Genomic DNA, 24,783 nt, shown 5'->3' with positions numbered 1-24,783 from the left:
AACGATCTTCAGCGAACGATCTTGTCCACCTGAATCCCCAACTTCTTCAACCGATACCAAAAGCTGCGTTCGGAGATGCCGATCTTCTGGGCCGCCGCTGCCTGCACGCCATTGCTCTCCTGCAATGCAGCCAGAATATAGGCCTTCTCCACTTGCGCCAGCGCCGCATCCAAGTCCTGGGGCACCCCTGGCCCGTCGCTGAGTATCGCCCCGACGCTATTGTCCGAAGGCCTTGAGGCAAACAGATACGTCGGTAAGTCGATGTCTTCAATCACCGGGCTGGCCGCCACAATAGTCGCCCTCTCCACGCAGTTCTGCAGTTCACGGATATTGCCCGGCCAGGCATAGGCGGCCATGGCCTGCAACGCTTCGGGGCTAAAGCCGGTGATGCGTTTGCCTGCGGTGGCGCTCAAGGTCTGGGCGAAATGCCGGGCCAGGGGCGCGATGTCTTCCACCCGTTCGCGCAGGGCTGGCAAGGGGATTGGAAACACATTGAGGCGGTAGTAGAGATCCTCGCGAAACTCCTTGTTGGCCACCGCCTCCAGCAGGTTTTTGTTGGTAGCGGCAATCACCCGTACATCGACCTTGCGCTCGCGCGGGTCGCCCACCGGCTCGATCACTCGCTCCTGCAAGGCCCGCAGGATCTTCGCCTGCAACGCCAGGGGCATGTCGCCCACTTCGTCGAGAAACAGCGTGCCCTTGTCGGCCTGCATAAAACGCCCGACCCGATCCGCCACAGCGCCGGTAAAGGCGCCCTTGCGGTGGCCGAACATTTCGCTTTCCAGCAAGCCTTCGGGAATCGCCGCGCAGTTGACCGCTACAAACGCCTTGTCGGCGCGGTTGCCATGTTTGTGGATGGCCCGGGCGACCATTTCCTTGCCTGTGCCACTTTCGCCGGTCAGCAAAATGGTCGCGTTGCTCTCGCGCACCGAATCCACCGCCTGCAACACACGGCGAAAGGCCGGACTGTCGCCCACCAGGCTATCGAATTGTTGATGTTCATCCAGCTCGGCACGCATCCGCGCGTTGTCGCGCATGATGTCGCGAAACTGCAGGGCCTTGGCCACGGTGATGTCCAGCTCGTCAATATCGAAGGGCTTGGCGATGTAGTCGTAGGCACCGTTGCGCATCGATTGCACGGCGTTTTTCACGGTGCTGTAGGCGGTCATGACGATCACCGGCAACTGCGGGTAGCGCACTTTGATCTCAGCCAGCAGCGCCGGCCCGTCCATGCCGGGCATGCGCCAGTCGCTGATCACCAGGTCGATGTCTTCCTGCTCCAGCACCTTGAGGGCGTGCAGGCCGTTGCCGGCGGTGAATACCTGGATGCCGTTCTGGCTCAGGGCCGAGGATAGCAGGTCGCAGAGTTTGGGCTCGTCGTCGACCACTAATACGTTATGCGTCATGACTGTCCTCATCATCGCCTTCGTCTTCACCGTTAGCCGGAATGTACAGACTGAAGGTGGCGCCGGCATCTTTCTCGCTCACGCATTCGATGCTGGCGTCATGACTCTCCATGATCGAGAACACTTTTGCCAGGCCCAGTCCGGTGCCCGACGCCTTGGTGGTGACGAATGGCGTGAAGATCCGTTCGACCATCTCGGCGGGGATGCCCTGGCCGGTATCGGCGATGCTGATCACCGTGTTGTCGCCCACAGTGCTGATGCCCACAGTCAAGCGCCCACCTTCGGGCATGGCGTCGATGGCGTTGAGGATCAGGTTAAGGCAGGCCTGCTTGAGTTGCTTGGCATCAACGTAGATCGTCGCGCCAGGGGCCTGGTCGTCGATGTGGGCGTCGATGGTGTGGGTGGACAACTCTGGGGCACAAAACCCAAGGATTTCTTCCACCAACGGACGGGCCAACTGCACGCTGCGCAACGGCTCGCTGGGTTTGGCGAAGTCGAGGAATTCGGTGATCAGGTCGTTGATCCGGCTGACTTCGCTGATCACGTATTCCAAGTGACGCTTGTCGGTGTCTGCCAGGTCGGCACGGCGGTGCAGCAGCTGCGTGGCAGTCTTGATAATCCCCAATGGGTTACGGATTTCATGGGCCAGACCCATAGCCACTTCACCCAGGGCATGCAGGCGATCACGTCGGCGCAGTTGGGCTTCCAGGTGATGCAGTTCACCGAGGCGTTCAGTCATGTGGTTGAAGGTGCTGCTCAACTGGGCCAATTCGTCACCGCCACTGACGGCGACGCGATGTCGATAATCGCCGCAAATCACCGCGCTGACCCCTTGGGATAAATCCCGTAACGGGCGGGTCAGGCGCTGGGAGACCAGCCAGCCTGTGCCCAGGGACAGCGCCGAGCTAAGCAGGAAGATCAGCACGAACAGGTTGCTCTGGTTGACCAGTCCTACCAGGCTGGTGTGGCGCAGCAGGCCGCTGAAGATCACGCCCTGCAACTCGCCGGTGTCGTTGAAGATCGGCCAGTACAGGCCGCTGTAGTTGCTGGTGAACTGCTCGCTGGGCTGCCTGGTGCTGCGCAGCAGGGCTTCGATGGTTTTCGGGATCTGGGTCGGATGATCTTCGAAGCGCTGGGTGGAAAAGATTTCCGAGAAGCCGGCGGTGTTGCCCAGGTACAGCCGCAAGTCCAGGGAATGCACCTCGGCGACGCTGGTGAGAAAACTGCTGTCCAGGTAGGTACCGACCAACAGTTTGTAATCAACCCCGTCCTGAGTGGTTTCAAACGTGGAGATCACCGCGCCGATGGGCACACCGCCGACCTGAACCGTCTGCAATACCGCATTCGGCGCCAGGCTGATCTGGCTGATCACATCGTCGGAGGCGGTGCTGTACACAACTTTGTGATCGCTACTGCGGATCAGCGCCACCACGTCGATGTCGGTGGCGCTGGCGATGTCGGCGGTGAGCTTGTCGTGGCGCTGATCCTGATGGGTCGACGGCGGGCGGATGTAGCGCAGGAACAACTGCGCGACCCGTGCGTTGTCGTGAAGGATGTCGCCGATCTCATCCTTGACGATACGGGTCGACTCCTGCAGCCAGATGCGCACGTTGCTGTCGAAAATCTGCGACAGGGTGGTGGCGGCCAACTCGGCGGCAATCATGGTCGGAATAACGCTGACCAGCCAGAACGCCAGGACCAGCTTGCGCTGGACGCTCCAGCGCGAAATGGCAAAGGGGCGGGCTTTTCGGCGGGTCTTGTTGATCATCAGGTTTCGCTTATCGCAGCAGCCATGGCAGGGTCGGAACGGTCCGGACGAATAAACACTTTTACGACGTTGAGCAAGGTGTTGAGCAGCCAGTTGCGATGACGGAAGAACACGCTATTGCCCTGGAACTCACAGCCCAGGCGCAGCTTACTGGCATAACCGGCCTGCCCGCACTCATACACCGCAATATTGTGTGCAATGCAGTAGTCGACGTTGGTCAGCCAGCTGCGAAAGTACAAGTTGTGCTCGCGGCTACGGGCCAGGTCATGGGCAAAGAACTTGTCGATCAGGCGATGCTGGTCCAGCAGGATCAGGTTGAATGCCACCAGTTGCTCGTCCACCCAGTAAAGTACACAGACCGCCCGCTCTTCAAGCTGTTCGAGGATCGCGGTGAAATAGCCCGCAGGTAAACGCTCGAACTGCAGGTCGGCGCGGGCCAGGGTGGCTTCGTACAGGCGCATGATTTCGGGCAACACATCATCGATATTGCGCCGCCACTCGACCCGTGGCCCCGGCGCCCGCAGTTTGCGGCGCAGGTCCTTGCGGGTGGATTTCCCCAAGGAGCCGAGGTAGGCATCTACCGAGCCGTAGGGCACCGGCAACGAGGCCGACGGCAAGCTTTGCATCCGTTGAAAGCCTGCCGCCTTGCAGCTGTTAGCCCAGTGTTCATCCTTGGTCGGTGCATCCTTGACCGCCAGCAGGCCAATGTCGAAATCATCGGCATCCCGCCGAGCGGCTACCAGCAACTGCTCCAGTAACGCCTGGCGCCGCGACTCAGGAATATGACTGGCAATGCCGGTATTGCACTGCTCGGCCACGGGCGAACCAATGGCGTACAGGCCCAGGCGCAAGACGCCCGGCCACAGTCGCTCCAGGCGCTGGGTAAAGCGCTTGCCGATGCCCGACACAGTGGTGTCGAGGCGGTAATGGGTGATGAACGCCGGGGCGACTGCTACCAGCGTCCCGGCCTCGAACACCGCCAGGTAACGCCACTGAAAATCATCAATGGCGGCGCTTTCCACGGCGACGTAGTAATCCCAATCCTCCAGGGCACCGGGAAAGCAGTCATTCCAGGCACTGCGCTCGATGGCCCGAATAGTCGAAAAGGCTTGGGCGCTAATCACGGGTTTTCCTTGTGTAGAGAGGGGGACGTTTAGTTCTTACTCGCGATGGACTTGAAGGCACCGCATCAAACCAGGCAGCCTGCGTTATCGTTAACGACCCTCTCGAGCAAGCTCGCGACTACAGGGGCGGCATGCTGTTGGATAAAGTCAGCACTCAACTCGATCACCCGACGGTATTGCAGGTCGACGGTGATCATGTGGTAGCAGTTGTCCAGCAGGATCTTGGTCACCGGCCCACCAAGATGGCGCTCCACATAATCGGCGTTCCAGCGGCTAGTAATGTCGTCCTCGACAGAATGCAGCACCAGCGCCGGCGTCTTGATCGACGGCATACGTTTTTTGACCACGGCATTCATCCGGTGCAACTCGCGCACCGTCACACCTTCCATGGTCAACAAACCAGCCTGGCTGCTCTCCCCCGCCTTCATCTGCCGTTCGACGATGGCCCGCAGGCGTTCGTTCTTGATGCCATAGGGCGGTTTCTCTTCGAAGCTGCACAGATGCACGCCGAATGGGATCTTCATCAGCAACGGCGTGAGGAACGCCAGCTTGTTGATGCTCCAGCCGTCGTACTTCAACGTCGTGGAGTACATCAACAACCCCGTCACCTGGCCCGCAAATTCCGAGGCCAGGTACATCGACATCACCGCGCCCATGGACAGGCCGCCGACGAACGCCTGGTCGTGGTGCTGCCGCACACCGACGAAGGTTTTGCGCACGCCTTCGTACCAGTCCAGCCAGCCGGTGGCCTGCAGGTCGCTGTTGCCCCCGCAATGCCCGGCCAGGGTCGGCACGTACACCGTGCACGTCCCGTCCTTGGCCAGGCCCTGGGCCACCCGACGCAGTTCCGTCGGGGTGCCGGTCAGGCCGTGAATCAACAGAACCCCAACCGGACCGTTGCCGAGAACGAAGCCTGAGTCACCTTCGCCCAGATCGATCTCAGCGCGGTTCACCGCTTCATTACCCGATTCAGCAACTGCTCAAGCAACTTCAGCCCCAGGTCGATTTCCGGGTAGCTGATTTCCAGGGACGGCGCCAGGGTAATCACGTTTTTGTAGTAGCCGCCCACGTCGAGGATCAAGCCCAAACGCTGACCGTCAACCACCATGTCACCCTTCATGCCTTCGTCGACCATGTAGTCCAGCGCTGCCTTGTCCGGAGTGAAACCGTCCGGGCCGCAGATTTCGCAGCGCAGGGCCAGGCCCAGGCCGTCGACATCGCCGATGATCGGGAAGCGCTTCTGCAACTCTTGCAGGCCATCGAGGAAGTATTTGCCCTTGGCCATGACCATCGCGCCGTAGTCGACTTCGCTGGTCATCTTGAACATTTCCAGGCCCACCGCCGTGCCCAACGGGTTGGAGGCGAAGGTGGAATGTGTCGAGCCTGGCGGGAATATTTTCGGGTTGATCAATGCTTCCTTGGCCCAGATGCCGCCCAGTGGGTTGAGGCCATTGGTCAAGGCCTTACCGAACACAATGACGTCCGGTTTGACGTCGAAGTGCTCGATGGACCACAGCTTGCCGGTGCGCCAGAAACCCATCTGGATTTCGTCGACCACCATCAGGATGCCGTGCTGATCCAGCACATGTTTGAGTTCGCTGTAGAAGTTCATCGGCGGGATCACGTAGCCACCGGTGCCCTGAATCGGCTCGACGTAGAAAGCTGCGTATTCGCACTGGCCGACTTTCGGGTCCCATACACCGTTGTATTCGGTCTCGAACAGACGGGCAAACTGCTGCACGCAGTGGCTGCCGTATTCTTCCTTGGTCATGCCTTTGGGGCCACGGAAGTGGTACGGGAACGGAATGAAATTGGCGCGCTCGCCGAAGTGGCCGTAGCGGCGACGGTAGCGGTAGCTGGAGGTGATCGACGAAGCGCCGAGGGTACGGCCGTGGTAGCCGCCTTCAAAGGCGAACATCATGCTCTTGCCGTTGGTGGCGTTACGCACCACTTTCAGCGAGTCCTCGATGGACTGCGAGCCGCCGACGTTGAAGTGCACGCGCCCGTCCAGGCCGAATTTTTTCTTGGCGTCGACGGCGATCATTTCTGACAGCTCAATCTTGCCCTTGTGCAGGTACTGGCTGGCGATCTGCGGCAGGGTGTCGATCTGCTGTTTCAGCGCGTTGTTCAGGCGTGGGTTGGCGTAACCGAAGTTGACCGCCGAGTACCACATTTGCAGGTCGAGGTAGGCCTGGTCTTCGGTGTCCCAGACATAGGAGCCTTCGCAACGACTAAAAATACGCGGCGGGTCGATGTAGTGAACGGTGTCGCCGTAGGAGCAGTACTTGGCTTCTTTATCCAGAAGCACCTGGTCTTCGGCGGTAGCGATACGGATATCAGACATGATGGAAGAGTTCCTGATTGTCGGAAGACGAGTTGAAGGAAGTAGTGTTGGCGGCGATGCCCTGGGGTAGCTTGGCCAGCAATGCAGGCAGCTCGGCAAAGGTGTCGAAGCGTGCGTAAGGAATCTGGTTGCGCTGGCAATGCTCGGCCAGGCGGCTCTTGGCGAAGACGAAGTCGGCAGTGGAAGCCACGCACATATCGGACTGTCCGTCGCCGATCACCAACACCCGCTTGTTGCGCGGCGTGGATTTGCACTTGCAGTTGCCGGAGGCGGCACGGCAGGCATCGCTGGAATACGGGAAGTCGATGCGCCAGCTGTTCTGGTCGACCTGGCGCAAGCGGTTGGCGAGGATCGGCAGCAAGGTCACGTAGTTGCGCGACAGAATCCGCGCGATGCCTTGTTCGATACCGTCGCTGACCACTTCGAGGGAGGCGCCCAGGCCGATGACGTGGTCGACGAAGTCGGGGAAGTCCGGGTCGATCTCGACGCTGTCGAAGTACGCCAGCAGCTCGGCAGGCGTCGCCTTGATCAGCGCCAGTTGGCGGCTCAGGCATTCGCGGGAACCGATATGACCATCCAGCCATTGCTGCTCGATGGTTTCCCACGAAGGATCAGCGAAGCGTTGGAGGACGTTGTCAATGACATCGGTGGGCGTGATGGTCCCGTCGAAGTCACACACGATATGCCAGTCAATCATCTGCATTTACCTATGAAGTAGGAGCGCGCTGTTGCGCTTGCAGAGGGATAGAGCAGGGAGTGTGCCAACTGATTAAAGCCCAGCGGGGCTGGGCTCTTGCGGCATTCTAGGCAGAAAATGTATCGACCTAGCTACAATTTTTGTAGGTTGCTACAAACAACATGAGTGCTTGCACAAGCCCTCACGCCTGCGCGTTCATACGCGCATGTTCAGAGAAGGGAAAGGCACCATGCTCAGGGTTACTTCAGCTGTACTCGCAGGCGTGCTCGGTCTGTGCGCCTGTTCGGCATTGGCCGAAGGGATCACCGGCGAAGCCGGCCTGGGCGTCAGCTATCAACCGCGCGAACCCAGCGGCAGCCGCCATGAAACGGTACCCGTTCCCTACTTCGACCTGGATTGGGGGAATGTCAGCCTGGGCACCGACGACGGCCTGACCTGGAGCGCCTTCAACCGCAACGGTTTAAGCGTCGGCCCTTACCTCAATTATCTGCCGGGGCGTACCGCCAATGGTTCGTTGCAGGGCTTGCGGGATGTGTCGGACATGGCCGAAGTGGGAGGGTTTATCCAGTACGCGCCGGCCGATTTCTGGCGGGTCTATGCCCAACTGGGCCGAGCCGTGGGCGGCGCTCGCGAGCAGAGCGGCGTGTTGGGCAAGGTCGGCGGTGAGCTGGGTTATCCGCTGGGCGGCGGGATCATTGGCAGCAGCGGCCTGATGGCGCGCTTTGCCGATGATCGCCAGGCGCAGACGTTTTTCGGCGTTGATGATCATGAAGCGGCGGCGTCGGGGATTGGGCCTTATAACGCCAGCGGCGGTTTCCAGAACCTCACATTGACCCAGAGCTTCAAGTTTCCCCTGGCGCCAAAATGGTCATTGCTGACCAGCGCCAGTTGGGTACATCTGGTGGGCTCGGCGGCGGACAGCAGCATCGTCAGGCAGACCGGCGAGGTGAACCAAGGGCAGGTGCAGACGGCGATCAGCTACACATTTGATTGACCACACCTCTGTGACGAGCGGGCAAGCCCGCTCGCCACAGGGTTCGCGTCAACCAACGGACTGGTCAGTTCTCTTCACCCTCGGCCAACAACGCTATCCCGCCAATAATCACCACCACGCCCACCCAGTGCAGCACGCTGATGTGCTCGCCCAGGCCCAGCCACGAGCCGAGTAGCACCACCACAAACACCAGCGAACTCAGCGGAAACGCCAGGGACAGGCTGCTGCGCCGCAGAATCAGCATCCACACGAAAAACGCGCCGATGTAGCAGGCAATCGCCGCGAGGATTCCCGGATTGCCGGCCACGGCCAACAGCCATTGCACGGTAAAATCCATCTGTCCCAGTTGATCACCGGCGATCTTGGTAAACAGCTGCCCGGCGCTTTCGGTGCAAATCAGCAACGCCCACAGCACCACGGTGCCCAAGCGCCCATGCAGCCAGCCGACCGGGCTCATGGAAATATTTTCTGAATTCATGATTGAGTCCCTGCAATAGCCACCAGCATCACGCCGGCCGTAATGACCAACGTGCCCATCCAACGACGGCGGCTGACGGTCTCGCCGAGGATCATTTTCCCGGCGAACACCACCCCGCAATATGCCAGCGCCGCCGCCGGAAACAACAAGCTCAACGGCGCACGGGACAAGGCCTCAAGCCAGACGAAAAACTCGATGACATAGGCGCCGATCCCGGCCCACAGCAACGGCGCGTTAAACACCTGGCCCCAGAAGGCAGTCAGGCGAAAACCACCGTCCAGTTCTGGCAAACGGTCCAGGCCCAGTTTGAAACACAATTGGCCAATCACATCGAGGACGATGGAAAAGGCCACCAGCAACACCACGGTCAGGGTCACGGGAACAGCTCCTCGAACAGGTTAATCAACGCTTCATTGGTGGCCGAGTTGCGCAGCAAATCCTCCTCGCTCCAGCGCTCGGCGGGCGGTTGGTCGGACTTGGCTTCCCAGCGTTTGAAGGCGTTGCTGAAGGCCGGTTGAGCAAACTCGCCGCAGACATCGATGCCGATGATCCGCTTGCTCGCCGCCAACGCCCGCAAGGCTTGCAGCAGGTGGGTCAGGCGCATGCCGCCCTGGTCCCAGTTGGTGGCGGCGTCTTCGCTGGCCAACACATCCTTGTCGATGGTGATCCAGATCGCCTCGGTGGGCAGACTGGCGATCATCTGCTCGAGGAACTGCACCCAATCCAACTCGGCCAGGTTGCGCCAGTGCAAGTGATTTTCCTGTTGCTGGTGACCGGCGCCATCGCCCACTCGCCCCCAGACTTTCGAGGGCGCGTGCTGCCAGGGAAACAGCTGCAAATCCCCGCGTTTGAGGGCGCCAAGGTTACCGCCACGCAGTTGCGGGTTATGCAGGTCATCGCTGCACGGGCCGAGGGTGACGATGCGTTTGATCGCCGGCATCTTCAGCGCCCGGTTAACCCAGGAACCGCAGTGTCGACGCGGGGCCAAGCGGACCCAATCGGGATGGTTGTCGAAGTGGATCAGGCTGACCGGCTCTTTCAAGTCGGCGAGAAACGCGGGGGTCAGATGGTGATAATCGCCGGAGCCAACAAAGAAAATTTCCGGCCGCGCATCGATGGGCCGGGGCCGTTGTACCAGGCGTTCGGCGAAGCGCTTATAGGTTTTTTCGGTGGACCACAGGCGCAGTTTCGGGCCAAGGTCGAGCAGGTCCATGCGTGTCGCCTGGCCGCTGGAAAGACGCCGGGCAATCGGTGCCTGGGCCGTGAGGCTGTGGTCGAGGTCAAGAATGTTCAAGGTAATGTTTCACCCATGGCAGTGCCCATTCAGACACTGGGCTCATCACTCATGAACACCAGCCGAATGGGCTTTGCAGGGTGAATGCAAGGGACGGGCCAGGGGTTAGCCTTTGGCCTCGCTGAGAATCTGCCGAATCGCGCCGACAAAGGCTTCGGCCGGTTGCCCACCGCTGACCGCGTACTGATCGTTGAAGACAATGGTCGGCACCGAAGTCACACCACGGGACACCCACAACTGCTCCTGCTCGCGAACCTCGGCGGCGTATTCATCCGACGCCAGAATCTGTGCCGCACGTTGCAGGTCCAGGCCAACACTTTCGGCAATCAGCGCCAGGGTGGCGTGATCGGAAGGGTTCTGCTGGTCGGTGAAGTAAGCTTTGAAGAGCGCTTCCTTGAGGTTGTACTGCAACCCTTCAAGCCCGGCCCAATGCAGCAGGCGATGGGCGTCGAAGGTGTTGTAGATGCGACTTTGGCCGTCGGTACGGAAGGCAAAGCCAACCTCTGCGCCACGGTCGCGGATCATCGCCCGATTGGCCTGGGACTGTTCAGCGGTGGAGCCGTATTTCTCGGTGATGTGCTCGGTGATGTTCTGCCCTTCGGCAGGCATGTTCGGGTTCAGCTCGAAGGGCTGGAAGTGGATCTCGGCTTGCACCTCAACACCCAACTGGTCCAGGGCTTCGGTCAAGCCGCGCAGGCCAATGATGCACCAGGGGCAGGACACGTCGCTGACGAAATCGATTTTCAGGGGAGTACTCATAACGCAACCTCGCTGGCTAAAACGCGCCGCAAAGGTCGCACCATACACCCCGCGCCAGCCTCACAAAAGCTTCGAAGGCGCCACCGGCTCGATCTGGGCCCAATGCGCCGCGTCTTCGCGATGGGCTTGCAAGTACGGCAACACCGCCCCCAGCAACGGCGCCTTGAACGCCTCCTGGAAACGGTGGGCCAAACCGGGAATCAGTCGCAACTGGCTGCCCTGAATGTGCGCCGCCAGGTGCACGCCGTGCATCACTGGCAGTAACGGGTCAGCGGTGCCGTGGACCACCAGGGTCGGCACACGCAGTTGGTTGAGCAGCGGCACCCGGCTCGGCTCCGCGAGGATCGCCATGATCTGACGTTTCACCCCTTGCGGGTTGAACGCCCGGTCGTAGGATAGCGCCGCCTGGTGCAGCAAAGCCTGACGATCATCCGTGACCTCAGGGCTGCCCAGCGCCGCCAGTAAATCGGCCTGCTGCTCCAGGGCAGCTTCGCGATTGGGCGCGCCACGTCGCGAAAGCAATTGCACCAGCGCCGAATTGGGCGCAGGCAGGCCTTCGGCCCCGGAGCTGGTCATGATCAGCGTCAAGCTTTCCACCCGCTCAGGCGCCATGGCCGCCAGGTGCTGGGCGATCATCCCGCCCATGCTCGCGCCCAGCACATGGAACTGCCGGACCTGCAATGCATCCATCAAGCCCAGCGCATCGTCGGCCATGTCTGTCAGGGTGTAGGGCGCCGCCACCGGCAGGCCCAATTTGTAGCGCAGCACTTCAAAGGTCAGGTTGGCACTGGCAGGCGCCTGGCGCCAAGTGGACAGGCCGACGTCGCGGTTGTCGTAGCGAATCACCCGAAAGCCTTGCTGACACAGGGCAACTACCACTTCGTCCGGCCAGTGGATCAATTGCCCGCCCAGGCCCATCACCAGCAACAACGCCGGATCGGAAGCACGACCGATGCTCTGGTAGGCCAGGCTGACCTGTTCCAGATCGACGTGTTCCGTCGGGACATTGACATCACATCGAGAAGCCGCAAAAGACGGCAGGCCGAACAAGAGAGCGGCCAGAAATAGCAACACGCGCATGAAAAACACCGAAACGCAGAACCCCAGTAGAGCCCGAGTCTGATGAAGTTTGTTCAAGCGCGCTGCCACAGTTACGTGACAGTTTGATGAAGAGCGCCCAGCGGTCGGTGTCGACAGCTAACGCAACATGAGACAAACTCAACCCATCCGAATTTGTCACAAGTTATTCTCATGGAGAGCCCATGCTCGAAATCCGTCATCTCAAGACCCTGCACGCTTTGCGCGAGGCCGAAAGCCTGGTGGAAGCCGCTGAGCGCCTGCACCTGACCCAGTCCGCGCTGTCCCACCAGTTCAAGGAACTGGAAGAGCGCATGGGCATGCAGTTGTTTGTGCGCAAGACCAAGCCGGTGCGTTTCACCAGCGCCGGCCTGCGCCTGCTGCAACTGGCGGACGCCACCCTGCCCTTGCTGCGTGGCGCCGAGCGCGATATCGCGCGCCTGGCCGGCGGCACTGCCGGGCGCTTGCACATGGCCATCGAATGCCACAGCTGCTTCCAATGGCTGATGCCGACCATCGACCAGTTCCGCGATGCCTGGCCGGAAGTCGAGCTGGACCTGGCCTCTGGTTTCGCCTTCGCGCCACTGCCGGCCCTGGCTCGTGGCGACCTGGACCTGGTGGTGACCTCCGACCCGCTGGAGCTGGCGGGCATTACCTATGTGCCGCTGTTCACCTACGAAGCCATGCTCGCGGTGGCCAACCAGCACCCGCTGGCGAACAAGCCCTACATCGTACCTGAGGACTTGCTTAACGAAACCCTGATCACCTACCCGGTGGAACGGGATCGGCTGGACATCTTCACCCGCTTCCTGGAGCCGGCCGACGTGGAACCAGCCCAGGTCCGCACGTCGGAGCTGACGGTGATGATGATGCAACTGGTGGCCAGCGGTCGCGGCGTGTGCGGCATGCCCCATTGGGCGCTGCATGAATACAGCTCACGGGGTTATGTGAAGGCCAAGCGGCTGGGGGAAAAAGGGTTGTTTGCCACGCTGTATGCGGGTATCCGCGCCGACATGCTGGATGCGCCGTATATGCGTGACTTCTTGCTGACGGCCAAGGACACGTCGTTTTCGACATTGGATGGGGTGAGCGCGGTTCGCTGAAATTCAGTCGCCGTACAGTTCGCGCCACAGGTGAATCTTGTCGAAATACTCGATCCCCACCCGCACCGCCAACGGCTCCAGCCCGTACTGCACGAAACCGCATCGCTGATAAAGCGCAAACGCCGCGTCATTGCCGGCGGTGACGGTCAGTTGGATCAACTTTACCCCGGCATGATGACGCGCCTCAACGAACGCGGCTTCCACCAATTGCCGGCCCAGCCCACGCCGCTGGAAACCTTCGGCGACGTACATGCCAAATAGCGTCACCTTGTGCCGGGCTTTTTCCCTGGGTTCGAACGCCAGGCCAACAATGCCCGCCAACTGATCCCCTGCAAACCCGCCGAGCACCCGATCCAGCGGACTCTCCAGTCGCTTCCGCCACCAGCTCAACGGCAATGCCGCACGCTCGGCGACGCTGGAGGTAAACGCCTGTGGATAAGTTTCATAGGCCTGGAGCATCAACGCCCGATAGGCCTGCGCGTGGCTGGCATCCAGCGGCTGAATAATCATGCGCCGCGACGCTGCTCAAGCATCAGGCGAATCGCCAAGGCCGCGAGGACAAAACCCATAAAATAACGCTGCACCGACAGCCAGGTTGGATTGTTGATAAACCAGCCGGCGATGGTCGCGGCGAACAACGAGATCAGCAGGTTGACCGTGAAGCTGACGCTGATCTGGGTGATCCCCAGCACCAGGCTCTGGGTGAACACCGAGCCGTGCTCCGGGGAGATGAACTGCGGGAACACCGACAGGTAGAACACGGCGATTTTCGGGTTTAGTGCACTGGTCAGAAAACCCATCGTCACCAGCTTGCGTGACGAGTCCGGCGGCAGTTGCTGAGCCTCGAACGGTGAGCGAGCGCCAGGCTTGACCGCCTGCCAGGCCAGCCACAGCAGGTACAGGGCGCCGGCCCATTTCAGCGCTTCATAGGCCATTGGCACCGCCAGAAACACCGCAGTCAAACCGACTGCCGCCGCAAACAGATGAACAAAAAACCCGGCGACCACCCCCAGCAGCGAAGTGACCCCGGCCTTGCGGCCCTGGCAGATCGAACGGGAGATCAGATAAATCATGTTCGGGCCGGGCGTCAGCACCAGCAATAAGGAGGCAGCAGCGAAAATCAACAATTCGTTGAGGGGAATCACGGTTCAGTCCTTCGAGCCTGGCGCTTCAGGCGATTGTGGCCAGCGATGAACGATAAAACGGCAGGATAAGGTCACGTGTCAAGGGTGCCAACAGCAGGTCACCGTCGCCAGCCGGGTCGATCCAGCGTACTTCCTCAATCTCGGCAGCGGGGGTTACGGCCACATCAATGTTGACCTGAAACAGCTCGGCTTCCACGACGAAACCCGGCTCATTGGCCGCCGGTGCCGAGAAGTGGCCAAGGTACACAGACTCTGCCGGATCGATGCGCAGCCCCAACTCTTCGTGCAGCTCACGAGCCAGGGCTTCGGCCGGCTGCTCCCCGGCGTCGATCTTGCCGCCCGGCTGCATGAAGGCCAGGGTGCCGCGCTTGCGCACCAGCAGGGTTTGGCCGTCGCTGCCGATCAACAGGGCGGCGGCGATGCGAATGGTGGTGGAGGTCATGAGAGGTGAGCCTTGAAAGCAAAGGCGCAAGGATCACATGAGTATCCGGCGTACTGCAATCCAATGTGGGAGATGGCTTGCCTTCGATGGGCTTACAGGCACCGCGTTCATCCAGGAAGCCCGTGTAATCGTTAACGACCATCGCGAGCAAGCTCGCTCCTACAGTGGCAGTCGATCCGCTCTTGCTTCTCACCACTCAGGTCGGCTACCAGGCCGCCGTGCTTTTGATCTTGATCTTGATCTAAGGCGCCCCGTTAACCACGATGGCTGAACGCAGGCATTGAGCCGTGGGTAAACCGGCAGGACGCCGGTTTAGCCGTGTTGGGCCAAGGATGGCCCATCGCGGCGGCCCACGGAGAAATGCCGCAGAGAGGGCATGCCGAGCCACAGCGAGGCACCAAGTGGTGGGGCAAGAGCCCTTTTGGTTACTTTTGGGGCTCTTTTCCAAAAGTGACACGCCGTAAGGGCGTAACCCTAATCCGCCCTGACCAAAATAACGGATAGCCCCCCCAGCCCACACTCGATCCCACTTATCCCAGGATCACTGCCTCTTCGGGTTCCTTGATAAATACACTGTACTTGGCCCCCTCCATCGCCTCGAAGGCAATCAGCTTGTCCACCAGCGGCAGGTTCAGCACCTTGCCTGCGTTGAGCAGCAGCATGCCGTTATCGGCGTTGAGGTTACGCGCCAGGATCATGCCTTCGGCCAGCTCACGGGTAGTGAGCACTTTGACCGTTGGATCGCCCAATGTCACATCACTGAGGAACGCCGCGCAGGCCTGAACGAAATCTTCCACCAGGTCCGGGTCATAGAGTCGACCCGCGTATTTGCGGATGTACAACAGTGCTTCGTCGCTGTTCATCTGCCGTTCGAGGATCAACCCGCGCTGCAACTCGATAAAGTCCACTGCCAGTTTCAGCAGCCGAGAGCCAAATGGAATCGCCTCGCCCTTAAGATGATCGGGGAAGCCGGTGCCGTCCCAGCGCTCCTGGTGATGACGGATCAGCCGCGCTGCATCCTTCATCGGCTCCAGAGTCATCAGCAGCGACTCACTTTGCGTGGGATAGGCCCGATAACGCTCGCGGTCGGTGCTGTGCAGCTGGTCGGCCGGGGCGATCATCATGCTGTCGCTCCAGCTCAATTTTCCGATGTTGTACAGCGCCGCAGCCATGGTCAGGTCGCGAACACTGGCCTCGTCCATCGATTGGGCTTTGCAATAAACCCGGATCAACTCGATCAACTGGCGGTTGGTCTGTTTCTCCTTGGGCAGACGCAGGTTGGCCAGCAAGGAAAACACCTCGGTGCCGGTGACATAGCTGCGCTTGAGCTCATCGTAGGCCAGGTCAAGCATGTCGGCGGTCTGCTGCAACTCGGACGTACGGGCCACCACGCGCTTTTCCAGGGTGGCGTTGAGGCCCTTCAACTGGTCGTTTTGCTCGCGGGTCAGTTGCTCCAGGCGCAGCCTTTCACGCTCGGAGTGCTGGTGATCGAGGGACTGACGCAGGGTCAGGAGCATTTCCTCGTCATTCCAGGGCTTGCTGATGTAGCGGTGGATCTGCCCTTCGTTGATCGCCTTGATGATCATCGTCAGGTCGGCATAGCCCGTCAGCAGGATGCGGGTGGTGGTCGGATAGAGCCGGTGGGTTTCGGCCAGCAGCATCGCACCGTCCATCGCCGGCATGCGGGCGTCGGTCATCACCAGGTCGACAGGCTGGGCGGCCATGATATCCAGGGCCTGGGCACCACTGCCAGCCAGCAACACGTCGTAGGGTTGGCCACGCAACAGGCGGCGCAGGCTATTGAGGATCGACTCTTCATCGTCGACCAGCAAAACGGTGGGTCTGTAAGGGGACGTCGTAGCGAACTGCTCATCCATGGCGACACCTCCTTCCAATAATACCAATTTGAACCATTGTGACCCTGTGTTGATCAACCGCTGTACTTGCGGGCGCCAATGGGCGCTAGATGGCTCACCGGGGAAACTGACGTCGATTTGACGCCAACTTGCCGACTTATTCAAGGAGCCTACTACGCTTAGGGCAAGAAGCCGATAAGCGCCCGCGCACAGCCATGCAGTCATTAAGGTAAGGAAGCCACATGCGCCAGAATATGCAGTCGCGCGCCTCCGGGTACCACCCATGAACCCGCGTTCAGGGCGGGCCAATCGACGGATCCTGATCGTCGATGACACAGCATCGATCCACGAAGACTTTCGCAAGATACTCTGTGCCGACGCCAACGGCGGACAGTCCCTGGACAGCATCGAGGAAACGCTGTTTGGCACCGCACCTGCGTTGCGCCAGACCTACCTGCTGGACTCCGCCTACCAGGGTCAGGAAGCCCTCGGCCTGGTAATTCAGGCCCTGGCCGACGTCTCACCCTACGCCCTGGTGTTCATCGACATGCGCATGCCGCCGGGTTGGGATGGCCTGGAAACCATCGAACAGCTGTGGAACGTCGACCCCAACCTGCAAATCGCCCTGTGTACCGCCTATTCCGATTATTCCTTCGAAGCCATCGAAGCGCGCCTGAAGTTCGACGATCAGTTGCTGATCCTGAAAAAACCCTTCGATAACCTGGAAATCCGCCAGATGGCCAGTGCCCTGACCTGGAAATGGCAGTTGGCGCAGGACGCCGCTCTCAAGCTGTTGAGCCTTGAACGCACCATCGAGGAACGGGTTCAGGAACTGCTCAAGGTCTCGCACTTGCTGCAATACGACAGCCTCACCGGCCTGCCCAACAGCACCCTGCTGGGTGACCGGCTGACCCAGGCCATCGCCCTGTGTCGGCGTCACGATACCCAGTTGGCGGTGATGTTTATCGGCCTGGATCGCTTCAAGCGCATCAATAACGCCCTCGGTCATCCGGTGGGTGATGAGGTGCTGCAGCAGGTCAGCCGGGACCTGGTGGCGACGGTGCGCGAGTCCGACTCGGTGTTCCGCTACGGTTCCGACGAGTTCGTGATGATCCTCAACGACGTTCATCACCCCCAGCAGACCCAGATCATTGCCGAGAAAGTGCTCAAAGCTATCAGCAGTACCCGCCATGTGGCCGGCCATGACCTGAGCATCACGGCCAGCCTGGGCATCAGCGTGTACCCCAATGACAGTTTCAGCGCCATGGAGTTGATCAAGAAAGCCGAAACCGCCATGCGTAACATCAAGGATCACGGCCCCAACGACTTTAGTTTCTTCATCGACGACATGAACCTGATCGCCCGCCAGCAACAAACCCTGGAGGCCGAGATTCGGCTGGCCCTGGAGCGCAAAGAATTTGTCTTGCACTACCAGCCGAAACTGAACCTGAAGACCGGACGGATCGTCGGCGCCGAGGCCTTGATTCGCTGGCATCAACCCGACCATGGCTGGATCTACCCGTCGGCGTTCATTCCGGTGGCCGAGGACAGCGGCCTGATCATCCCCATGAGCCAATGGGTGCTACGCCAGGCTTGCGAGCAGGCGCAACGCTGGCAAGACCAGGGCCTGGCGCCGATCTGTATTTCGGTAAATATCTCGGCCATTGATTTCCGCCAGCGGGATTTTGTCGCCAACCTCGCCGCCATCCTCGAACAGACTGGCCTGGCGCCCGCCTTGCTGGAACTGGAGATTACCGAGAACGTGCTGATGCAAAACGTCGACGACACCGTGAACACCCTGCGGTCGATCAAGACCATGGGCGTGCGCCTGGCTATCGATGATTTCGGCACCGGCTACTCCAGCCTCAGTTACCTGCGTCGTTTCCCCATTGATGTGCTAAAGATCGATCAATCGTTTATTCGCGGCCTGGGGGAAAACGACCAGGACTTGCAGTTGATCAGTGCCATTATCAGCCTGGGCAAGAGCCTGGACCTGACCGTTATCGCCGAAGGGGTGGAGACCGTCGAACAACTGAACGTCCTGCTAGCCAAACACTGCGAAGAAGGCCAGGGCTACCTGTTCAGCAAAGCTATCGCCGCAGAGGACTTTGCCCGGCTGTTGGAAACTGGAAAACGCACCCTCATGCCCAATCAATAACCCCCTGCTCACAAGGAATTCACGTTGAGCGAAGCACCACACCCTCATTGTTATCGGCCGTCACACAGGATCAGCCTTGCCTTGGGCCTATGGCTGGGCAGTTGCGGGCCGGCGGTTGCGGCGCCCTTGGACGAGGCTCTGAAACCGCTGCCCGCCATGCCCATTCTGGATGCGGCGCGGGTCGAACTGGGGCGACAACTGTTCAACGAAAACCGCTTGTCAGTCAACAACACCCTATCCTGCGCCAGCTGTCATCACCTGGAAACGGGTGGCGCCGACAACAAGGCGTTTTCCCTGGGTTACGACGGCAAGCCGGTGGTGCTCAACACGCCAACCGTGTTTAACGCCAGCCTGAACTTCAAACAGTTCTGGAACGCTCGGGTGGACACCCTGGAGAAGCAGATTGAACAGGTGGTCACCAGCCCCATGGAGATGGGCAGCGACTGGGAGAAGGTGGTCGAAACCCTGGCCGCCCTGCCCGTTTACCAGAGCGCATTCACCCATTCCTACCCCGATGGCATCACGGCGGCCAACGTGCAAAATGCCCTGGCCACCTATGAGCGCACCCTGCTCACACCCAATTCGCGCTTTGACCAGTACCTGCTGGGCAACACCGAGATCCTCACCCGCGAGGAAAAATACGGCTACCAACGCTTCAAGGACTACGGCTGCATCGCCTGCCATCAGGGGATCAACATCGGCGGCAACATGTACCAGAAGTTCGGCGTGATGGGCGACTACTTCAAAGCCCGGGGCACCCCCAGCGAAACCGACCTGGGGCGCTACCTGCTGACCAAGGACGACGAGGATCGCAACGTATTCAAGGTGCCGAGCCTGCGCAACGTGGCCGTCACCGCCCCGTATTTTCACGATGCCTCGGCCAGGACCCTGGAAGAGGCGGTCGACGTGATGTTCAAGTACCAGTTGGGACGCACGCCTTCGACTGAAGACAAAACCCTTATCATCCAATTTCTCAAGACACTGACCGGCGAATGGGCGGGCAAACCGTTATGAACAGGCCTTTATGAAAATATCCCGCCGCGCCAGCCAGCTTCTGCTCAGCGCCATAACCCTGGTGCTGGCCTCGACCCTGTTGTTTTTGTACGTCAAAACCTCGATGGACCAGACCACCAGCTACACCCAGTCACGGGACCTGATTCGCCATATCAAGCAACTGAACGCGCAATGGGACAGTGAGGTGCTCAAGGCACGAATTGCCCTGACCCACAACTATGACCCGCTGGTGGCGCCCCTCACCGAGATGACCAGCCTGTGGGCGAGCCTTGAGGCGAGAGAGTCGCAACACAATCATGCGGACCTCGCCCGCTGGAATGCAATCGAGGATGCCTATCGCCAGGCGATCCAGGAAAAGGCCCGGCTGGTCGACCAGTTCAAGTCACACAATGCGCTGCTGCGCAACTCACTGGCGTTTCTGCCGACCGCCGAGGACGACATCCAGGAGCAGTTCGCCCGCCTGGATGACAGTGAGAAACTGGCACTGCAAAACGTCGCCACCGACACCTATGACCTGCTGCTCAGCAGCCTGGAATTCGCCCAGGTAACCAGCGACGAAAAGGCGGCCGATATCCTCGTCGGGCTGAACAAGCTGGTGCTTAACAAGGAGCGACTGCCCGAGGAATTCCAGGCACCGGTGGAGATCCTCAGCAACCACATCTCACTGATTTTGCGCGAGCAACCGCTGGTTAACGACTTGCTGGAGCGTATCGCCGCAATTCCGCTGTCCGTGCACCTGGACGATCTGACCAACCAGCTCAACCAGGACCAGCAGGCCGCCGACCTGGTCGACCAGAAATACCACCGCTACCTGCTGGTATTCTCGACCTTGCTGGTGGTGTTGCTGCTCTACCTGGCGGTTCGCCTGTTGCGCAGTTTCGCCGAGATCAACCGGGGCAATCGTGCCTTGCACTCGGTCAACGAAAGCCTCGAACAACGGGTCGAAGAACGAACCCAGGAACTCAAGGACGCCCAAAGCGAACTGCTGGACAGCGCTCGCCAGGCCGGCATGGCGGAAATCGCCACCAACGTGCTGCACAACGTCGGCAATGTGCTCAACAGCGTGAACATCTCCGCCGACCTGGTGGCCCGCAAGCTGCGCACCAGCAAGGCGTTGGGGCTGGGCAAGGCCATGCAACTGATCAACGAGCACCGCCATGACCTGGGCACCTTCATCACCGAGGATGAAAAAGGCAAGCTGTTGCCCGGTTACCTGAACCAGTTGGTGGACGCCATCGCCGTCGAACAGCAAGGCATCGCCGACGAACTGGCGCAGTTGAGCAAGAGCGTCGATCACATCAAGGACATCGTCTCCACCCAGCAGTCCTATGCCGGCGCCTCCAGCCTGCTGGAACCGGTGCACATCAGCGCGTTGATGGAAGACGCCCTGCGCATGAATTCAGGGGCCCTGAGCCGCCACCATGTGACGGTGGTCAAGGACTACCACGAAGTGCCAGAGATCATGGTCGACAAGCATCGTCTGCTGCTGATTCTGGTCAACCTGATCAGCAACGCCAAGTACGCCATGTCCAACCTCGCCGACCGACCACGGCAGATGACCCTGTCGATCCTCCCCCTGGATGACGGCACCTTGCAGATCAGCGTTAAGGACGAAGGCGAAGGCATCCCGGCCGAGAACATGACGCGGATCTTCACCCACGGCTTCACCACCCGTAAGGAAGGTCACGGCTTCGGCCTACACAGCTGCGCACTGGCCGCCCTGGAAATGAAAGGCCGCCTGAGCGCCCACAGCGATGGGCCCGGCAAAGGCGCGCTGTTCACCTTGCACATCCCCCTTGACCGCGCAGAGACCTGACCATGAATCAACTGCCGAACCGGCGCATTCTGCTGATCGACGACACACCGTCGATTCACGAGGATTTTCGCAAGATCCTAACCCCGCCCGTGGAGCAGAACCTGGAACTCGATGAGATGGAAGCCGCACTGTTCGGCGGCACCGTCAAACCCCAGGCCCAGGTCCAGGCCTTTGAGCTGGACTCGGCCTACGGCGGGCAGGAGGGCCTGCAACGGCTGTGCGCGGCCATGGAGCAGGATCGCCCCTATGCCCTGGCGTTTGTCGACATGCGCATGCCTCAGGGTTGGGACGGTGCACAAACCATCGAAGAACTGTGGAAAGTCGATCCGGACCTGCAAGTAGTGGTGTGTACCGCGTACTCGGATTATTCCTGGGAAGAGCTACTGTTTCGCCTGCAGGCCCACGACCGCCTGCTGATCCTGAAAAAACCCTTCGACAACATCGAAGTCCAGCAAATGGCCAACACCCTGGCCGCCAAATGGGAAATGGCCCGTCGTGCCAGCCTGCAAACCAGTCACCTGGAGCAGTTGGTGGAGCAACGCAGCCATGCACTGCAACTGGAAATCGACGAGCGCAAGCAGCTGGAAAGCCAACTGGTGCAGTCGGAAAAGCTGGCGTCCCTGGGGCAGTTGGCAGCGGGCGTAGCCCATGAAATCAACAACCCGGTGGGGTTTATCTCCTCCAACCTAGGCACCCTGGACGGCTATTTCAAGCAGCTACAACAAATGTTCGACGCCTATCAACAGGCCGAAGAAGCCCTGGCGCCAGGGGAATGCCTTGAGCACTTGCAAACCCTGCGCAAAGGCATGGACCTGGAGTTTCTCAAGGAAGACATCCCGATTCTGATCCGCGAAACCAAGGAAGGCATCGGCCGTGTGGCGCAAATCGTCAAGGACCTGAAGGATTTCTCCCGGGTTGATAACGACGACAAATGGCAATGGGCAAACCTGCAGCAGGGCATCGACTCGACCCTCAACATTGTCGCCAGCGAACTCAAGTACAAGGCGGATGTGGTCAAACGCTACCAGCCGTTGCCGGACATCGAATGCCTGGCTTCACAGATCAATCAGGTGGTGATGAACCTGGTGATCAACGCCGCCCAGGCCATGGGCCCGGAGCGCGGCACCATCACCATCAGCAATGGCACCGAGGGCGATCGGGTCTGGCTGGAAGTCGCGGACAACGGCTGCGGGATTGCGCCAGAAAGTGTGCAGAAAATCTTTGATCCATTCTTCACTACCAAGCCGGTGGGGGAAGGGACAGGGCTGGGGCTGTCGCTGTCCTATGGCATCGTCAAGAAACACCACGGCGATATTTCGGTGACCAGCGAAGTGGGCAAGGGCACTACGTTTCGGGTGATATTGCCGATCCGTCAGACGGCGGTGGAGCAATACCCTCTATCTACAAGCTGATGAAGATCTAATGTGGGAGCCGAGCTTGCCTGCGATGGGCATAGGTATCAGCGCTCACAAAAAGAGATGTAGGGTCATGCTTGGCAGTTGCTCCAGCAAGGAAATCACTCGTAAGCTGCAAGCCTGTGTTGAAACCGTGAAAGCCCATAAAAGGCATCTGTACAGCAAGCCAGGGATCAAATCCCGGTCCGAGCTGTTATCGATTTTTCTCCAGGCACAGAACGCCTGAAAAACCGTATGCCTGATGAGTCCGAACCAAGGAAAACAGAATGAGCCTGTCGTTGCTAAGCCGTTACGCCTTTTTTGCTGTCTGTGTCATTTTCACCCTCGCCAGCATCCCCTTTATCCAACACGAATGGTTGTGGCCCATCACCCTGATCACCGGTGTGCTCAGCCTGATTGGCATCTTCGATCTGCTGCAAAGCCCCCACGCGGTGCGCCGCAACTATCCGATCCTGGGCAATATTCGTTACCTGGTGGAGGCTATTCGTCCGGAAATCCGCCAATACCTGCTGGAATCCGACAGTGATGCCCTGCCCTTCTCCCGGGCCCAGCGCTCGCTGGTGTATTCGCGGGCCAAGAATGAAAGCGCCGACAAACCCTTCGGCACGCTGATCGACGTGTACCAGTCCGGTTTCGAATTTATCGGCCACTCCATGCGCCCGGCGCCGTTGAGCGACCCCAGCGCCTTTCGCGTGATAGTCGGCGGCCCGCAATGCAAGCAGCCGTATTCGGCATCGGTGTTCAACATCTCGGCCATGAGTTTCGGTTCCCTGAGCGCCAATGCCATTCGCGCGCTAAACCAGGGCGCCAAGCTGGGCAACTTTGCCCATGACACTGGCGAAGGCAGCATCAGCGCCTATCACCGGGAAAACGGCGGCGACCTGACGTGGGAACTGGGCAGCGGTTACTTCGGTTGCCGCACCAGCGACGGCCGCTTCGACCCGGAACGCTTCGCCGTGCAAGCACAGAGCCCGCAAGTGCGAATGATCGAAATCAAGATGAGCCAGGGCGCCAAGCCTGGTCACGGCGGGATTCTGCCCAAGCACAAGGTCACCCGAGAAATCGCCGAGACCCGCGGCATCATGATGGGTGAGGACTGCATCTCACCGTCGCGCCACAGCGCGTTTTCCACCCCCATTGAGCTGATGCAGTTCATCGCGCAACTGCGTGAACTGTCCGGCGGCAAACCGGTGGGGTTCAAGTTTTGCCTGGGCCACCCATGGGAATTCATGGGCATCGCCAAGGCCATGCTGGAAACCGGCATCCTGCCGGACTTTATCGTGGTCGACGGCAAGGAAGGCGGCACAGGTGCTGCGCCCGTGGAGTTCACCGACCACATCGGCGTGCCGCTGCGTGAAGGCTTGCTGTTCGTACACAACACCCTGGTGGGCCTGAACCTGCGGGACAAGATCAAACTCGGTGCCAGCGGCAAGATCGTCAGCGCCTTCGACATCGCCAGCGTCCTGGCCATCGGCGCCGACTGGGCCAACTCGGCGCGGGGCTTCATGTTCGCCATCGGCTGCATCCAGTCACAAAGCTGCCACACCAACAAATGCCCCACCGGCGTCGCCACCCAGGACCCACTGCGCCAACGGGCGCTGGTGGTGCCGGACAAGGCCCAGCGGGTGTTCAACTTCCACCGCAACACCCTCAAGTCCCTGGCGGAAATGCTTGCCGCCGCGGGGCTGGATCACCCGTCGCAACTGTCAGCCAAGCATTTGGTGCGACGCATGTCGGCCACCGAGATCAAGCTGTTCTCGCAACTGCACGTGTTCCTCAAACCCGGTGAGTTGCTCACCGGTGAAGTGAACGGCGAGTTTTATTCACGGATGTGGCAGATGGCACGTGCCGACAGCTTCGAACCTCATGAAGTGGCTGCCGCTTAAAAATGAT

At 60.1% G+C, this 24,783-nt stretch carries 22 protein-coding genes and 1 pseudogene; 8 read left to right on the top strand and 15 right to left on the bottom strand.

Translation table 11 applies throughout. The features are described from left to right. Nucleotides 1–8 precede the first annotated feature (8 nt). The 6 genes from FQ182_RS04440 to FQ182_RS04415 all read right to left on the bottom strand — a co-directional run bounded on the left by FQ182_RS04440 (nucleotide 9) and on the right by FQ182_RS04415 (nucleotide 7,339). Entirely contained in the window at nucleotides 9–1,406 is a 1,398-nt protein-coding gene (locus FQ182_RS04440; protein WP_149411040.1) for a sigma-54 dependent transcriptional regulator, read from the bottom strand. Beyond that, the gene (locus FQ182_RS04435) at nucleotides 1,396–3,174 is read right to left on the bottom strand and encodes a HAMP domain-containing sensor histidine kinase (RefSeq protein ID WP_149411039.1); all 1,779 of its coding nucleotides are present in this window, start codon (nucleotides 3,172–3,174) and stop codon (nucleotides 1,396–1,398) included. The genes FQ182_RS04440 and FQ182_RS04435 overlap by 11 nt, the downstream gene beginning before the upstream one ends. Then, nucleotides 3,174–4,298: a GNAT family N-acetyltransferase gene (locus tag FQ182_RS04430; protein ID WP_149411038.1), complete on the bottom strand. Its 1,125-nt coding sequence runs from the start codon at nucleotides 4,296–4,298 to the stop codon at nucleotides 3,174–3,176. The genes FQ182_RS04435 and FQ182_RS04430 overlap by 1 nt, the downstream gene beginning before the upstream one ends. Nucleotides 4,299–4,363: 65 nt before the next feature. Further along, a complete protein-coding gene (locus tag FQ182_RS04425) occupies nucleotides 4,364–5,251 on the bottom strand; it encodes a carboxylesterase (RefSeq protein WP_149411037.1) in 888 nt (295 codons plus the stop codon). Continuing rightward, nucleotides 5,248–6,642, bottom strand: coding sequence for an aspartate aminotransferase family protein (locus FQ182_RS04420; RefSeq protein WP_149411036.1), 1,395 nt, complete (start codon nucleotides 6,640–6,642; stop codon nucleotides 5,248–5,250). Before FQ182_RS04420 ends, FQ182_RS04425 begins: the two co-directional genes overlap by 4 nt. Beyond that, nucleotides 6,635–7,339 (bottom strand): MtnX-like HAD-IB family phosphatase, encoded by a 705-nt coding sequence (locus FQ182_RS04415; protein WP_149411035.1) that lies wholly within the window; start codon nucleotides 7,337–7,339, stop codon nucleotides 6,635–6,637. The genes FQ182_RS04420 and FQ182_RS04415 overlap by 8 nt, the downstream gene beginning before the upstream one ends. A 229-nt stretch (nucleotides 7,340–7,568) precedes the next feature. On the opposite strand from FQ182_RS04415, the gene FQ182_RS04410 reads away from it, so the two are divergent. After that, nucleotides 7,569–8,333 carry a MipA/OmpV family protein gene (locus tag FQ182_RS04410; RefSeq protein WP_149411034.1) on the top strand — a complete coding sequence of 255 codons (765 nt, stop codon included), beginning with the start codon at nucleotides 7,569–7,571 and terminating at the stop codon, nucleotides 8,331–8,333. Nucleotides 8,334–8,397: 64 nt separating this feature from the next. Here the strand turns inward: FQ182_RS04410 and FQ182_RS04405 are convergent, their stop codons facing one another. The 5 genes from FQ182_RS04405 to FQ182_RS04385 all read right to left on the bottom strand — a co-directional run bounded on the left by FQ182_RS04405 (nucleotide 8,398) and on the right by FQ182_RS04385 (nucleotide 11,944). Next, nucleotides 8,398–8,790 (bottom strand): EamA family transporter, encoded by a 393-nt coding sequence (locus FQ182_RS04405; protein WP_371923851.1) that lies wholly within the window; start codon nucleotides 8,788–8,790, stop codon nucleotides 8,398–8,400. 17 nt (nucleotides 8,791–8,807) lie between these two features. Next, nucleotides 8,808–9,188: a transporter gene (locus tag FQ182_RS04400; protein WP_149411032.1), complete on the bottom strand. Its 381-nt coding sequence runs from the start codon at nucleotides 9,186–9,188 to the stop codon at nucleotides 8,808–8,810. After that, entirely contained in the window at nucleotides 9,185–10,105 is a 921-nt protein-coding gene (locus FQ182_RS04395) for an arginase (protein WP_149411031.1), read from the bottom strand. Before FQ182_RS04395 ends, FQ182_RS04400 begins: the two co-directional genes overlap by 4 nt. A gap of 105 nt (nucleotides 10,106–10,210) precedes the next feature. Further along, a complete protein-coding gene (locus tag FQ182_RS04390) occupies nucleotides 10,211–10,864 on the bottom strand; it encodes a DsbA family oxidoreductase (protein ID WP_149411030.1) in 654 nt (217 codons plus the stop codon). Nucleotides 10,865–10,924: 60 nt separating this feature from the next. Next, complete coding sequence (locus FQ182_RS04385) at nucleotides 10,925–11,944, bottom strand: alpha/beta fold hydrolase (RefSeq protein ID WP_149411029.1); 1,020 nt, start codon at nucleotides 11,942–11,944, stop codon at nucleotides 10,925–10,927. Nucleotides 11,945–12,126: 182 nt separating this feature from the next. Between FQ182_RS04385 and metR the strand changes: the two genes are divergently transcribed. Next, nucleotides 12,127–13,044: a transcriptional regulator MetR gene (gene metR, locus FQ182_RS04380; RefSeq protein WP_133099722.1), complete on the top strand. Its 918-nt coding sequence runs from the start codon at nucleotides 12,127–12,129 to the stop codon at nucleotides 13,042–13,044. A 3-nt stretch (nucleotides 13,045–13,047) separates the two neighbouring features. Here metR and FQ182_RS04375 read toward each other — a convergent pair whose 3' ends face one another. The 4 genes from FQ182_RS04375 to FQ182_RS04355 all read right to left on the bottom strand — a co-directional run bounded on the left by FQ182_RS04375 (nucleotide 13,048) and on the right by FQ182_RS04355 (nucleotide 16,508). Continuing rightward, complete coding sequence (locus FQ182_RS04375) at nucleotides 13,048–13,554, bottom strand: GNAT family N-acetyltransferase (protein WP_149411028.1); 507 nt, start codon at nucleotides 13,552–13,554, stop codon at nucleotides 13,048–13,050. Continuing rightward, nucleotides 13,551–14,189 (bottom strand): LysE family translocator, encoded by a 639-nt coding sequence (locus tag FQ182_RS04370; protein ID WP_149411027.1) that lies wholly within the window; start codon nucleotides 14,187–14,189, stop codon nucleotides 13,551–13,553. The genes FQ182_RS04375 and FQ182_RS04370 overlap by 4 nt, the downstream gene beginning before the upstream one ends. A gap of 25 nt (nucleotides 14,190–14,214) precedes the next feature. Continuing rightward, a complete protein-coding gene (locus FQ182_RS04365; RefSeq protein WP_149411026.1) occupies nucleotides 14,215–14,631 on the bottom strand; it encodes an NUDIX domain-containing protein in 417 nt (138 codons plus the stop codon). A 530-nt stretch (nucleotides 14,632–15,161) separates the two neighbouring features. Continuing rightward, nucleotides 15,162–16,508, bottom strand: coding sequence for an HD domain-containing phosphohydrolase (locus tag FQ182_RS04355; RefSeq protein WP_149411024.1), 1,347 nt, complete (start codon nucleotides 16,506–16,508; stop codon nucleotides 15,162–15,164). 262 nt (nucleotides 16,509–16,770) lie between these two features. Between FQ182_RS04355 and FQ182_RS04350 the strand changes: the two genes are divergently transcribed. The 6 genes and pseudogenes from FQ182_RS04350 to FQ182_RS04325 all read left to right on the top strand — a co-directional run bounded on the left by FQ182_RS04350 (nucleotide 16,771) and on the right by FQ182_RS04325 (nucleotide 24,776). Continuing rightward, nucleotides 16,771–18,645, top strand: a complete 1,875-nt coding sequence (locus FQ182_RS04350) for a bifunctional diguanylate cyclase/phosphodiesterase (protein ID WP_149411023.1) — start codon at nucleotides 16,771–16,773, stop codon at nucleotides 18,643–18,645. An 81-nt stretch (nucleotides 18,646–18,726) separates the two neighbouring features. Next, nucleotides 18,727–19,659 carry a cytochrome-c peroxidase gene (locus FQ182_RS04345; RefSeq protein ID WP_256666110.1) on the top strand — a complete coding sequence of 311 codons (933 nt, stop codon included), beginning with the start codon at nucleotides 18,727–18,729 and terminating at the stop codon, nucleotides 19,657–19,659. 10 nt (nucleotides 19,660–19,669) lie between these two features. Then, the gene (locus tag FQ182_RS04340) at nucleotides 19,670–21,475 is read left to right on the top strand and encodes a DAHL domain-containing protein (RefSeq protein ID WP_149411022.1); all 1,806 of its coding nucleotides are present in this window, start codon (nucleotides 19,670–19,672) and stop codon (nucleotides 21,473–21,475) included. A gap of 2 nt (nucleotides 21,476–21,477) precedes the next feature. Then, the gene (locus FQ182_RS04335; protein WP_149411021.1) at nucleotides 21,478–22,887 is read left to right on the top strand and encodes an ATP-binding protein; all 1,410 of its coding nucleotides are present in this window, start codon (nucleotides 21,478–21,480) and stop codon (nucleotides 22,885–22,887) included. A 70-nt stretch (nucleotides 22,888–22,957) separates the two neighbouring features. Then, nucleotides 22,958–23,116: pseudogene (locus tag FQ182_RS04330) on the top strand (LuxR C-terminal-related transcriptional regulator); the annotation flags it as partial. A gap of 40 nt (nucleotides 23,117–23,156) precedes the next feature. Further along, nucleotides 23,157–24,776, top strand: coding sequence for an FMN-binding glutamate synthase family protein (locus tag FQ182_RS04325; RefSeq protein WP_149411019.1), 1,620 nt, complete (start codon nucleotides 23,157–23,159; stop codon nucleotides 24,774–24,776). Nucleotides 24,777–24,783: the final 7 nt, after the last annotated feature.

Source organism: Pseudomonas sp. ANT_H4 (genome assembly GCF_008369295.1).
Classification (GTDB): Bacteria; Pseudomonadota; Gammaproteobacteria; order Pseudomonadales; family Pseudomonadaceae; genus Aquipseudomonas.
This window is presented reverse-complemented; position numbering and strand designations above follow the sequence as displayed.

What these genes read in the sequence shown, in the direction of transcription:
- FQ182_RS04440 (WP_149411040.1), bottom strand. Translation starts at nt 1,406, where the DNA reads ATGACGCATAACGTATTAGTGGTCGACGACGAGCCCAAACTCTGCGAC.
- FQ182_RS04435 (WP_149411039.1), bottom strand. Translation starts at nt 3,174, where the DNA reads ATGATCAACAAGACCCGCCGAAAAGCCCGCCCCTTTGCCATTTCGCGC.
- FQ182_RS04420 (WP_149411036.1), bottom strand. Translation starts at nt 6,642, where the DNA reads ATGTCTGATATCCGTATCGCTACCGCCGAAGACCAGGTGCTTCTGGAT.
- FQ182_RS04415 (WP_149411035.1), bottom strand. Translation starts at nt 7,339, where the DNA reads ATGATTGACTGGCATATCGTGTGTGACTTCGACGGGACCATCACGCCC.
- FQ182_RS04410 (WP_149411034.1), top strand. Translation starts at nt 7,569, where the DNA reads ATGCTCAGGGTTACTTCAGCTGTACTCGCAGGCGTGCTCGGTCTGTGC.
- FQ182_RS04405 (WP_371923851.1), bottom strand. Translation starts at nt 8,790, where the DNA reads ATGAGCCCGGTCGGCTGGCTGCATGGGCGCTTGGGCACCGTGGTGCTG.
- FQ182_RS04390 (WP_149411030.1), bottom strand. Translation starts at nt 10,864, where the DNA reads ATGAGTACTCCCCTGAAAATCGATTTCGTCAGCGACGTGTCCTGCCCC.
- FQ182_RS04385 (WP_149411029.1), bottom strand. Translation starts at nt 11,944, where the DNA reads ATGCGCGTGTTGCTATTTCTGGCCGCTCTCTTGTTCGGCCTGCCGTCT.
- metR (WP_133099722.1), top strand. Translation starts at nt 12,127, where the DNA reads ATGCTCGAAATCCGTCATCTCAAGACCCTGCACGCTTTGCGCGAGGCC.
- FQ182_RS04375 (WP_149411028.1), bottom strand. Translation starts at nt 13,554, where the DNA reads ATGATTATTCAGCCGCTGGATGCCAGCCACGCGCAGGCCTATCGGGCG.
- FQ182_RS04365 (WP_149411026.1), bottom strand. Translation starts at nt 14,631, where the DNA reads ATGACCTCCACCACCATTCGCATCGCCGCCGCCCTGTTGATCGGCAGC.
- FQ182_RS04355 (WP_149411024.1), bottom strand. Translation starts at nt 16,508, where the DNA reads ATGGATGAGCAGTTCGCTACGACGTCCCCTTACAGACCCACCGTTTTG.
- FQ182_RS04350 (WP_149411023.1), top strand. Translation starts at nt 16,771, where the DNA reads ATGAACCCGCGTTCAGGGCGGGCCAATCGACGGATCCTGATCGTCGAT.
- FQ182_RS04340 (WP_149411022.1), top strand. Translation starts at nt 19,670, where the DNA reads ATGAAAATATCCCGCCGCGCCAGCCAGCTTCTGCTCAGCGCCATAACC.
- FQ182_RS04335 (WP_149411021.1), top strand. Translation starts at nt 21,478, where the DNA reads ATGAATCAACTGCCGAACCGGCGCATTCTGCTGATCGACGACACACCG.
- FQ182_RS04325 (WP_149411019.1), top strand. Translation starts at nt 23,157, where the DNA reads ATGAGCCTGTCGTTGCTAAGCCGTTACGCCTTTTTTGCTGTCTGTGTC.